Source organism: Bifidobacterium sp. ESL1130 (assembly GCF_058507935.1).
Genome location: NZ_CP196379.1, coordinates 318751 through 331002 on the forward strand (window position 1 = coordinate 318751; position 12252 = coordinate 331002).

The following is a 12252-nucleotide window of genomic DNA, read 5'->3' on the forward strand; positions in this document are numbered from 1 at the left end:
GCCCCATCAAATCAGCTTGGTGCGCTCGGCTCCCTTGTTGAACCATGTATTCAGCTTCGTCGGTTTCGGTGTGACCAGTCCGATAACAAGTGCTACGGAGGCAAAGATAAGCAGTATACCCAGCTCTTTGAAGTAATCCCCGTCGTATATGCCCGCTATAGCGGCGCGAGCAGCCTGAATGGAGTGAGTTGCCGGCAGGAACGGATTGACTGCACTCACGAACTTCGGCAGCACCTGTAGGGGGTACGATCCAGAAGATCCGGAAACCTGCATGACAAGAATGATGACCGACACTGCTTTGCCGATGGTGCCGAAGCAGGCAACCAGAGTGTAAATAATGAAGGCGTACACCAGTCCCGAAACCCAGGCGGAGAACATGAACAGCAACGGGTGAACGGCGTGAACTCGCAGGAACAGCAGTGTGCCGGCGGACGATGCCGTACTCTGCATCAGCGATATCAGTGTGAAAATGCCGAACCTGCCGAGGAAGAGTTGGTAGGATTTCGGCTCATCGAACAGTGTACCGGCCTGATCGACCGTCAGACTGGCCGTCTTATCAAGGTCGTTATCGCGGTCTCGGCGTGCTTGTTTTGCGCGAACATGCGCCCAATGCCAACCGGTGCGTTCCTGAGCCAGTTGACGCTTGGTTTTACGTGAAACTGTGGTTTGCAGCGTCAATGCCATGAGCAGCGACCCTACCCACAGCGGGATGAACGTGTAGAACGGTGTGAGTGATGTGCCGAAATTCTCTACAGGGTAGACGGCATTGCGTTCGAGCTCAACGGGAGCGGCCAGCGTTCCGGACAGCTGTTCGGTATCGCCGCTCAGCAGTTTCTTCACTTGACTCATGTCGTCGCTGTTCAGCGCCTGAACCAGTTTGGTGTTGAAGTCAGAGAGGCGGTCGCTGGCTGTGATGAGCGATTGTGAGATTTCGTTCAGCTGCTGCTGTGTGGAAGTGAGCTTGCCGGCGGCCTTCCCGGTGGTGGAATCGAGGGTGTCCAGATTGTCGTCAAGTGTTCCCGCGCTCTGTCCCAGAATCGTGTTGACCTGGCTCAATGTACCTGAAATCTTCTTGATTTGAGGCTTTAGGGTATCGCTCAGATTGGTGTTGAGCTCAGTGATGTTGTTTTGCGCCTGTTTGGTGAGCGTGATGATTTCATCATGCTGTTTTTGCGCGTCGGCGTTGGTGCTGGCCAACGAGTTGGCTGTGCGCTCAAGCGAGTGCTGCAAGTCGTTCTGCTGATCGATGACAGCATCCAAGGCGGCGAGCACAGCATGTAAGCCGGCGGGGTCGTCGGTGTGCAGGGCCGCCAGAGCGGTGCGGACTTGTTGGTATTGCCCAACCTGTTTGCCCACCAGCCCAGCTTGCTTGCGCAGGCTCTCTGAGAGGTCACCGGCCATTTTCCCAGTGGAAGCAAACGCCTGGTCCACGTTGTTGCGCACAGCGGTGTAGCTGGATGTGCTCGCGCTGAGCGCATTGGTTGTTGCTGCTGTTGCGAGATCAAGCGCGCTAGTTGCATCTTTGACATTTAAACCGGTGCCGCTGAGCTGCTTTGATGCGTGTTTTGCATCGCTGTTGGCAGTGTGAAGCAGCTGATTCGAATCTTCCAACAGCCCGGTGGCGGCGGTGGTGAGTGAACCGTAAGCGTGCACATTGGCTGCAGCTTGGGTGAGTTGGGTTGAAAAGTCGGTGATATTGGTGCTGAACGAACTCATGCGCTGCTTGGCTTGCGGCTCGTTCATTTCGTCGATCAGACCCGAGGCCACTGCGAGCGCGGCGGTAGTGATGGTCTGCGAGAACATCTGGTTTACCTGCTTGGCAATGCTGTCGGCGCCCTGACCGGTCACCTTGGATGCCACTGCGTTCTTTTTCTCGTTCGTGTAATAGCCAAGTGTGGCGTGTTTGGCTCCGGGAGAGAACAGCGTCATCATGGTCTTGCTGAAATCGGATGGAATAATCACCGCTGCGTAGTATTCGCCGGACTTTGTGCCTTCGATGGCTTCGTCTTTGCTGGTGAACGTCCAGTCCAATTGGCTGTTCTCATGCAGCTGACTGACCACCTGATCGCCCACGGAGATTTTGATGGGCACCAAATCGCTTTTGTAGCCCTTGTCCGTGTTGGCTACGGCAAATTTCAGGTTTCGAGTGTTGCCGAACGGATCCCAGCTGGCTGTCACGTTGAACCAGGTGAACAGCGGCGGAATGACCACGAGACCGATCATGATGATAATGGAGACGACGTTGGAGGTCATTCTGCGTACATCGCCAGTGAACAGTTTCCACATGGTCCTCATTGTGCGTCTCCTTCCTGCGTTTGCGGCACGGCTCTCTCGGTTGTTTTCCCGTGCGGCCTGCGACGCTTGGATTTGTGGTAATCGTTGATCATCTCGCGCACATCCCGCTCGTCCAGCGAGCCCAAACGCACTTGGCGCATCAAGCTGTCACGCATCACCTCCACGGTGAGCAAGAAGATGATGACAAGCAGGAACCACACGATCCAGGCCACCAGCACAAACACCTTGGCGCTGGTGGTGAGCGAGAAGACCAGCGCCAGCACGGCCGGTATCACGAGGCCTACGGCCAATCCACCATGAATGAGCTTGGGGTACAGACGAACGAAACGCTTGGCCTGCTCGGTTATGGACTCGCGGTACTCTTCGTTGTCCGCCAGCGCCCGCACTGCCTGGGACAGCGGATACTCGTTAGGTTTATGCAGCGGGGTCTCTGAAACGATGATGTCGCTGGCCTTGAGTTCGCGGTCGACCAGTTGCGCCACGTTGCCCATCAGCGGTTTCAGAGCCATGCCCGCCACGAAGAACAGCACGCCGAACAGTAGCAACTTGCCCATGTTGATGCCCCAATCGTAGCGGTAGAACCCGCCGATGGTCTCGCGCAAAGCGTTGATGGAATAGGTGAAGGGGAAGAAAGGATACATCGCGTGGAAGAATCCCGGTACCATGTCGATAGGGTACAGGCCGGAAGTGCCGGGGATCTGTACGATCAGCAGCCCCACGCACAGCGCCTTGCCCACATGCATGAACGTGGTGGAAAGCGCGTAGGTGATGCTCACGTACACCAGGGAGGCCAGTATGGCGGTCAGGATGAAGATGGGTGCACTCTGGTATTGCACGCCGATGATGAGCTCGCCCAGTACCGTGACGACGGCTTGCATCACGCCGATAAGAGCGAGCAACATCCATCTTCCGCAGTACCGTTCCGCCGATGTGAGCCCTTCAATCTCATCGTCGTCCACCTCCAGCTTGAGCAGCACCACCAGCATGAACGCGCCCACCCACAATGTCAGATTGGTGAACAACGGCGCCATTCCCGAGCCGTATGTCTTGACCGGATACACCACTTTGGTGTCGAGCACGGTTGGTGAAAGCATCAATGAAGCGACCTTGGCGGTGTCGAGCTCGCCGTTCGAGCCGGTGACTTTGCCGAGCAGCCCGCTTCCCTCAAGTGTGGACGAAGCGCTTATCGCCTGAATGTCGGTGATGAGCGTGCCCAGCTGGTTGTATATGGTGTCCAGTCCTGAACTGGTACCATCGAGCGCACTCTCGGCATTGGCGACCGCTCTGTCGAGCTCGTCAAGCACCAGCGTGGATTGCGAGATAAGGGAACGTTGTGATTCCAGGCCTGAGCCGACCTGTGATGCGCTTGACGCCAGTGAGTTCAACCCTGTGCTGAGTTTGGGCAGAGCGCCCGACATGAGCGCTCGGCGTGCTTTGCTGGTTTGGTCGAGCGTGGTCTGCGCGGCGGTGGTGATGCTGTTTGCGGTATTCTGCGTGTCGGTGAGAGCTGTGCCGCTGTCGTTGTTCAGCTGGGTGAGCGCATTGATTGAATCGTTCAGCTGCGTGTTCTGCTGCTTGAGTTTGGAGACGAGGGTGCTGCCGTTGGGCAGGTTGAGGCTTTCCAGCTGCGAGATGAGTTTGGTGTTGTTGGCAACGATGGTTCTGGCGCTCGCCAGCGACGATGACACGGTACTGTTGGCAACGCTCAGCCCGCCTGCCACCGAGTTGACCGCCATATTCCCTTTCTGCGTGGCGTTGGAGAGCAAGTTTGCGCTTTCGTCGAGTGTGGGGCCGGCATGTGCGGAGAAGTCGTTGAGCGCTTGCTGTGAGTCGGTGATGGCGGTGGATGCTTGTTTGAGATCTTTGCCTGCTTGAGTGCCTTGCCGGTTCAACTCTGCCAGACTACCTCTTGCCTTGGTGGTGTTGGAAGGGATGGAATCCAAGCTGGTCTTGAGGTCGGCAATATCGTTATGCAGCGCAGTCACGGTGCTCTGCACATGGGTCAGATCGTCAATGGTTTGTGCTGTGGCGGTATTGCTCGCCTGTGAGATGCTGCTGTTGGCATTGTTGAGTGTATCTGAAACCACTTTGCTGACAGTGGATACGAAGGTTTCATTGACCTGGGTTTCTACGGTGGAGGCACCGGTGTCGGTCATGCGCGGGGCGAGGGCGTTGGCTTTCTCGTTCACGTAATATTCGAGTTTAGGGCGGTTTTCCTTGCCGGCGACCACGCCTGCCATGCGCGAGCTGAAATCCTTGGGAATGATGATGGCGGCGTAGCTTTCGCTTGATTCCACTCTGCGCATGGCTTCGTCTTCATCGGCGAAATTCCAGCCCAGCTGATGGTTGGCCTTCAACTGACCGGTGATTTGTTTCCCTAAGTTCATACTGCCGGTGAGCGGTGAGGAGGTGCCGCGGTCGTTGTTGACTACGGTGACGTTGATGCCGTCGGTGTTGCCGTACGGGTTCCAGAATCCGGCGATGTTGAACCATGCATAGAGCGGAGGGATGAACACAAGCCCGAATAGGATAATCCAGGCCGCCGGAACCTTGAGCATACGCTTCAAGTCCCGGCGCACCACCGCAAATGCGCGCCTCATACTGGCCTCCAACCTTCAGTGCCAACTCTTTGAGCGTCCTCGGTCACCTTAACATGCGGGCTGGGAGGGATACGACGCACGACTGCTGAGAAGCCGCTCTTTTTGCTTGTGGCACAATTGTTGGGGTAGAGGGCGGTCATTGCCAAGACGCGGGCATCGGTTTGTCGCGCGTGAGTGTCGGTTTGGTCGCGTAAGGCAGAGCAATCGCAACTGAACCGACGCTAAACGTTCATGAGCGTCGGTTTTGTTGCGTTGGTGGGGTGATTGCGTCTAAACCGTTGCTGGGCATGTATGGGCCGTCAGTTTGGTTGCGTGAGGCAGAGCAATCGCAACTGAACCGACGCTAAACTTTCATGAGCGTCGGCTTTGCTGCGTTGGGTATGGTGGCTGCGGCTAAACCGTCGCTGAGCGTGTATGAGCGTCGGTTTCGTAGCGCGTGGCATGGTAAAAGCAACCAAGCCGTCGCTTGCCGGCGCTCAGCGTCGGTTTTGTTGCTTTGGATGCGTTGTGCGCAATAGAACCGTCGTTTACGTGTATTCAGCGTCGGTTCTGTTGCGTGCTGCGGGGTGATTGCGGCTAAACCGTCGCTGAATGTTGATGGGTGTCGGTTTGGTTGCGTTAGGTGGGGGCGGTTGCGGTTAAAGCGTCGTTGAGTGTGCGCGGGAGTCGGTTCTGTTGCGTAAGGCAGAGTAATTGCGACTGAACCGACGCTGGACGTGTATGAGCGGCGGCTTTGTAGCGGTCAGTGCGTTGTGCGCGTCAGAAGCGTCGCTTGCTGATGAGGGAATCGAGTGTTTTCATATATGTGTAGCTCGCTCATTACTTGGGATATGGGAACTAAACGTGGCTTAATTGGGTGATATGGCGTTGGGAGAATCGTGCTGAAAAGATGTTGCGCTGAGAAATGCTGTGCTGATAGGTTCGTGTTGAAAGATGCTGAGCGGGAGGTTCGTCTTGAGAGGTCTTGCACTGAGAAATGTTGCACTGAGGGATGCTGTGCTGAGACATTCGTGTTGGGAGATCTTGCGTTGATAAATGGCGTGTTGAGGGATGTTGCGTTGGGAGATCTTGCGTTGGGAGAATCGTGCTAAAAGATGTTACGCGGGAGGTTTGTGTTGAGGAATGGTGCGCTGAGAAATTCGTGTTGAGAAATGGTGTGTTGAAAGGTGCTGTGCTGAAGAACGTGTTGATACTAGATTGGCCCTGTGCCAACCCAATAAGGTTGTCACAGGGCCAATTGTAGTTCAGCTCATACTGCAGGCGTTACCACGCCATTCGGCGCATACTTGGAAATCCACTGTGCAGTATGAGCTTCTACTGAGAGCCTTACAGCTGGCAGCTAACGCAGCCTTCGATTTCCGTGCCTTCCAGCGCCTGCTGGCGGATGCGGATGTAGTAGAGCGTCTTGATGCCCTTGCGCCAAGCGTAGATCTGTGCCTTGTTCAGGTCGCGGGTCGTCACTTCGGCAGGGAAGAAGAGCGTCAGGCTCAGGCCCTGATCGATGTGCTGAGTGGCCTCGGCGTACGTGTCGATGGTCTTCTTCCAACCGACCTCGTAGGCATCCTCGTAGTAGTCGAGGTTGTCGTTGGTCATGTAGGGAGCCGGGTAGTAGACGCGACCCACCTTGCCTTCCTTGCGGATCTCGATCTTCGAGGCGATCGGGTGAATCGAGCTCGTGGAGTGGTTGATGTAGGAGATCGAACCGGTGGGCGGCACGGCCTGCAGGTACTCGTTGTAGATGCCGTCGCGCAGAATCTCGTCACGCAGCTGCTCCCAGTCAGAGACTGTAGGAATGGCGATGCCGAAACGCTCGAAGAGATCCTTGATGGCCTGCGTGCGCGGTTCAAGCGAACGGCTGCCATCGGTGTACTTGTCGAAGTAGTTGCCGGCACCTGCAGGCTTGGCGTAATCGGACTTGTCGAAAGTGGCGAACTTGGTGTTGCGCTCCACTGCCAGGCTGTGAGAAGCCTTGTAGGCGTGGAAGGCCACCGTCATGAAGTACATGTCGGTGAAGTCCAGTGCCTCTTCGCTGCCGTAGTGCATGTGCTCGCGTGCTAGGAAGCCGTGCAGGTTCATCTGACCCAGACCGATGGCGTGGCCTTCGTCGTTGCCGCGCTTGATGGACGGCACAGAGTCGATGTGAGTCTGGTCTGAAACCGAGGTGAGTGCGCGGATGGCTGCCTCGACCGGATCTGCCAAGCCGCCGTCCATCGCCTTGGCGATGTTGAGGGAACCGAGGTTGCAGGAGATGTCGCGGCCGATGTGGTCGTAGCTCAGGTCGTCGTTGTAGGTGCTGGGTTCCTGGACCTGCAGAATCTCGGAGCACAGGTTGCTCATGGTGACGCGGCCGTCAATGGGGTTGGCCTTGTTGACCGTGTCTTCGAAGAGAATGTATGGGTAACCGGACTCGAACTGCACCTCGCCCAGGGTCATGAAGAACTCGCGGGCATCGATGTAGGTCTTGTGAATCTCGTCGTTGGCGAGCATCTCGTCATACTTCTCGGTCACGGAGATGTCGGCGAATGGCTTGCCGTACACGCGCTCCACGTCGTAGGGGGAGAAGAGCGCCATCTTCTCTTTGCGCTTGGCCAGTTCGAACGTGATGTCGGGGATGACCACGCCAAGAGCCAGGGACTTGATGCGAATCTTCTCATCGGCGTTCTCGCGCTTGGTGTCAAGGAAACGCAGGATGTCGGGGTGGTGAGCGTTGAGGTACACTGCACCGGCGCCTTGGCGTGCGCCCAGCTGGTTGGCGTAGGAGAAGGAATCCTCAAGCAGCTTCATGACGGGCACAATGCCGCTGGACTGGTTCTCGATGTGCTTGATGGGGGCGCCCTGTTCACGCAGGTTGGTGAGCAGAAGTGCCACACCACCGCCGCGCTTGCTCAGCTGCAGCGCGGAGTTGATGCCGCGTGAGATGGATTCCATATTGTCTTCCACTCGCACCAGGAAGCAGCTTACCGGCTCACCGCGCTGCGCCTTGCCCAAGTTCAGGAAGGTGGGGGTGGCGGGCTGGAAGCGGCCGGAGATGATCTCGTCTGCGTACTTGATGGCTGCGTCTTCATCGCCGGCGGCGAGTTCGAGTGCCACGGCGCCGCTGCGCTGGGGGAAGTCCTCGAGATACTGCTTGCCGTCAAAGGTCTTCAACGCGTAGGAGCGGTAGAACTTGAAGGCACCAAGGAAGGTTTCGAACTCGAAGCCCAAGGAGTCGATGTGCTGGTAGAACTTGTCGAGGAACTCTGCGGAGTACTGGTCGAAGACGGCCTTGTTGTAATACAGGTTGTCTTCGAGGTATTTGATGCGCTCGGCCGTGGAGGCAAAGTGCATGGTGTTGGGCTCCACGTGGCTCTCGATGTAGGCGCGCTCGGCTTCCACGTCGGCATCAAACTGAATCTGACCGTTCTCGTCGTAGAGGTTCAGCATCGCGTTGAGCGAGTGGTAGTCGTGCTCCGGGTCGAACGCCTCGGCTTCGCTGGTGTTGTCCATGTCCAGCGCGCTGTCGTTGATGGCCATTGGTTGGTGTTCCCTTTCGGTGTGTGGCGCCGGAATGGTCCGGCGGCCCTGATTGTGAATCGATATTGAAATATTGGTGGCGGTTTGCGCGTTTCAAGGGTACGCGTCCGCTCTGCGCGGCTTGGCTCACCGCGAATTTTGGTGCATTGCCGCAGTGTCAAGTACTGGCGCAGCGTGCCTGCGTTGATGCATCTTGCGCTTGCGCGGCGCGGTTATTGTTCGTTCTTCTGCGCCTGCAGGAAGAAGTCTTTGACGCCTTCACGCACCTGGCGGTGGTCGTCTGGCGTGCCAAGCAGCTCGAAGTTGTACATGAACGGCACGTGGCACTTACGGGAGATGATGTCTCCCGCTGCGCAGAACGCATCGGCAAAGTTGCGATTGCCGGAGGAAATGACGCCACGAATGAAGCTGCGGTTCTCGTGTCCGTTCAGGAACTTGCGAATTTGCGGCAGTATTGCTTTGGCGATGTTGCCTCCGCCGTACGTGGGCACAATAAGAATATATGGTTCGCGCACTTCCAGCGGCGCTTCTTTGGGGCGCAGCGGGATGCGGTACACATTGATGCCCTCATCGGGGAATCCGCAGGCTTCCACGAACCGTGCCGTGTTGCCGGAGGTTGACGAGAAGTAGACAACCGAGCCGATGTGCTCGCCCTGTGCGGGATGTTCCGGTGCACTGGGGGAGACGGATGCCGTGGAATCAATCTCCGCTGCAGTGGCTGCTTGGTTGTCTTGCGTCATGTCAGGCCAGCACTTCCTCAGCTTGTTTGTTGATGGTGGAGGACTGTTCGGTCCCGTCGCCGAGCTCGCGGATGAGGTCTGGGCGGTAACCGCTCCATGAGGCGTTGGGCGTGATGACGATGGGTGCCTGCTGATAGCCCGCTTCGATGAGCTGCTTGAGCGTTTCCGGGTTCTCTGCCAGGTTGACGGTCTCGAACGCAATGTTCTGACGCTTCATCTGGCGCATGGTGGCCATGCATTGCGGGCAATGCGGTTTGGAAAATACGGTTACAGTCATCGTGGCCTCCATGGTTTGTTCTTGCTTTATCGTGTTCAAGTACATAGCCTACACGGGTGGGCTTCCAAAGAAAACACTGTTTGTAGTGTCGTGTCGCACCGTCGAACACTACATATAGTGGCGTAATCCAAGGTTCCCTAGTGCCTGCGCGGAAAATCCAAGTTAGGTGAAACTGGTCTAATGTAGCAGAGGTCACACTACGAATTTTAGATGCCTAAAAAGGGGTGTCATAAATAGACAAACGGGGCTATAGAGTTTGCTGAGAGTGCGTATTGCTCCGCCGCTTGCGGTCTGCGGTGCCGTCGTATAGGCTCGAGGGATTAGGGCGCCGAATTCTACTGTGTGCGCTGCAGAGGAGAAACGGATCGAGGTATGATGAGTGATGATATACAGCCCTCTGAGGGTGCGAAAATCAAAGAAACGCCAAAGGATGACGCTCAGCCGGCTCCGTGGAATGCGCTATGGGTGCTGGCGCTTGGGCTGGCAATGATTGTGCTGGACAGTTCCATTGTCAATGTGGCCATGCCTACCATGATTCGTGAGATTCACATCGATCTGACTGATGCGCAGTGGGTTACGTCGCTCTATAACATCGTTCTTGCTGCGTTACTGCTGCCGTTCGGTAAGCTTGGGGATATTCGTGGGCGCAAGACGACGCTGCAGGTGGGCGTGGTGATTTTCGTGTCCGGTTCCATTGCGGCAGCATGCTCGCATGGCGTGGCGTTGCTGTTGGCGGCGCGTGCGGTGCAAGCTGTTGGTGGCGCGCTTGTTATGCCGTCCACTCTTTCGACGGTTTCGGCGTCGTTCCGAGGCAAAAATCGGGCTATCGCGTTTGGTGTGTGGGGTTCGGTGATGAGCGCTGCCGCGGCTGTGGGGCCGCTGCTTGGTGGTCTGTTCACTTCCACCATTGGCTGGCGCTGGATATTCTTGGTGAACCTGCCGTTGGGTCTTATTGTCTTTATCGGCGCCATTTTCTTTGTGCCGCAGACCGGTGGCGTGGCTCGTCGCCCTGCGCCTGCCGGCACTGCTGCGGTCGCTGCGGGTAGCACTGGTGGCGCAAGTAAGCAACGTTTTGCGGATCCGGCGGGAGTGGCTCTTTCTGCGCTGGGGGCGGCGTTCCTCATCTTTGGTCTCATCGAAGGCGAAACGTATGGATGGTGGAAACCAGTCGGCAAGTTTTCCATTGGTGGCTTCGAATGGGGTCAATCGTGGCCGGTTTCGGTCATCCCTATCTGCATCGTTCTGGGCGTGCTCTTCTTCGCTCTGTTCATCCATACCGAAAACGGTCGCGCCGCCAAGGGTAAGCCGGTCATGCTTGATCTGACGCTCTTCCATATCCCTACGTTCAGCTTGGGCAACATTGCCGCTTGTGCTATTGCTGCCGGTCAGTTCGCGGTCATCTTTGTGCTGCCTCTCTATCTCATCAATGCGCGTGGCTTGGGGATGATGGCCACCGGCGCTCTGGTGGCGAGCATGGGGCTGGGGTCTATTGTTTCCGGTGCGTTGGCGCGTGCGTTCACGAAGAAGCTTGGTGCGGCGGGAACGGTGCAGCTGGGGTTGGTGTTGGAGACGCTTGGTGTGGTGGGCACGCTGGTGTTGATGAATCCTGGGGTGCCGGTGATTGCGATGCTGGTGTCTATGTTGCTTTATGGCTTTGGATTGGGCTTGGCTTCGGCGCAGTTGACCAGCCTTGTGCTTTCGGGGGTGCCTGTGGCTCAGTCGGGAGAAGGATCGGCCACGCAGTCCATGGTGCGTCAGCTGGGTACGGGTGTGGGCTCGGCGGTGGCGGGTGCCGTGTTGGCCATTGCCATAGGTCGTATTGTGCCGGCCAAGCTTGTGGCGATATCTGGTCTTCCGGCCGGTGCGGTGATTGGGCTTACTGCTTCACTCAGTGACTCGGCTGGTTCGGTGATTCCAGGCATTGCCGCGCAGGGTACGCATGGCCGTCTTGGGTCTCTTGGGCCGCAGGTGGTTGAGGAATTGCGGAGCGGTTTCATTGAGGCAGGGCAGTGGACGTTGGCGTCGTCGATAGTGATGCTGCTGATTGGTCTGCTTGCTTCGGTATGGATTGCGCGTGTGGTAAAGCGCGGTGCAGAGCGCTAAATGCTGTACTGAACTTTATGGGGCTGCCGCCGCGCCGAGCGATTCGGTGTGGCGGCAGTTTGCATATGGGAAGCGAACGTAATTGTCGCGTGTGCGGATGATGGTGCAGGGTGGCGCGGGTGGCGAGGGTTGAAATATTTTCCAGAGGGGCGGCTTGCGTACATATACTATGTAATATATAGTATATGCTATTGCGTAGTATGGAAAAGGCTGACGAGAGTCGTTGAAAGCAGGGAAATGTGGATTCGCAGTTGAAACATGGTCTTATCGAGGCGTGCGTGCTTGCCGTGGTACGCAGGCAAGAATCGTATGGGTATGAAATAGTCAAACGCTTGCCGGAATCCTTGGGCATGACAGAATCCACACTGTATCCGGTGCTGCGTCGTCTCGCCTCTGACGGTCTTGTTTCTCAGCGTTCCGCTCAGCATAATGGCAGATTGCGGCGCTACTACAGCATCACGCCATCGGGCGTCGAACGTATTGCGCGATTTTTGGAGAGTCGCTCCCAAGTGCGTGCCGTCTATGACTTTGTGCAAACCGGTGGCGCGCTCGCTGGCATGCAGGATGAGAGTGGTGCCGACGGTGAGCTTCAGGCCTCTGTAGCGGCGGTTGAACATCGCAGGGAACAAGCGGCTGGCAGCGATGACGCTCGCACTCCGTATTCGCTTGATAAGAGGTGAGGGCATGCATGTGCAACGGGAAATGGGGCTTGGTGGTGCTTGTG

7 protein-coding genes are annotated in these 12252 nt (G+C 56.9%); 2 read left to right on the forward strand and 5 right to left on the reverse strand.

Going from position 1 to position 12252, the window contains the following annotated elements:
- Positions 1-6: 6 nt before the first annotated feature.
- The 5 genes from ACSYSO_RS01135 to ACSYSO_RS01155 all read right to left on the reverse strand — a co-directional run bounded on the left by ACSYSO_RS01135 (position 7) and on the right by ACSYSO_RS01155 (position 9425).
- Positions 7-2295 carry a YhgE/Pip family protein gene (locus tag ACSYSO_RS01135; RefSeq protein WP_489760599.1) on the reverse strand — a complete coding sequence of 763 codons (2289 nt, stop codon included), beginning with the start codon at positions 2293-2295 and terminating at the stop codon, positions 7-9.
- The gene (locus ACSYSO_RS01140; RefSeq protein WP_489760600.1) at positions 2292-4895 is read right to left on the reverse strand and encodes a YhgE/Pip family protein; all 2604 of its coding nucleotides are present in this window, start codon (positions 4893-4895) and stop codon (positions 2292-2294) included. The genes ACSYSO_RS01135 and ACSYSO_RS01140 overlap by 4 nt, the downstream gene beginning before the upstream one ends.
- 1326 nt (positions 4896-6221) lie before the next feature.
- Entirely contained in the window at positions 6222-8381 is a 2160-nt protein-coding gene (nrdE, locus tag ACSYSO_RS01145; RefSeq protein WP_489760616.1) for a class 1b ribonucleoside-diphosphate reductase subunit alpha, read from the reverse strand.
- 239 nt (positions 8382-8620) lie between these two features.
- Positions 8621-9148 carry a class Ib ribonucleoside-diphosphate reductase assembly flavoprotein NrdI gene (nrdI, locus tag ACSYSO_RS01150; protein ID WP_489760601.1) on the reverse strand — a complete coding sequence of 176 codons (528 nt, stop codon included), beginning with the start codon at positions 9146-9148 and terminating at the stop codon, positions 8621-8623.
- Position 9149: 1 nt separating this feature from the next.
- A complete protein-coding gene (locus ACSYSO_RS01155) occupies positions 9150-9425 on the reverse strand; it encodes a glutaredoxin domain-containing protein (RefSeq protein WP_489760602.1) in 276 nt (91 codons plus the stop codon).
- 372 nt (positions 9426-9797) lie between these two features.
- Here ACSYSO_RS01155 and ACSYSO_RS01160 point away from each other — a divergent pair, with 372 nt between their 5' ends.
- Entirely contained in the window at positions 9798-11528 is a 1731-nt protein-coding gene (locus ACSYSO_RS01160) for an MFS transporter (RefSeq protein ID WP_489760603.1), read from the forward strand.
- Between the two features lie 239 nt (positions 11529-11767).
- Positions 11768-12208, forward strand: a complete 441-nt coding sequence (locus ACSYSO_RS01165) for a PadR family transcriptional regulator (protein ID WP_489760604.1) — start codon at positions 11768-11770, stop codon at positions 12206-12208.
- The last annotated feature ends 44 nt before the right edge of the window (positions 12209-12252 follow it).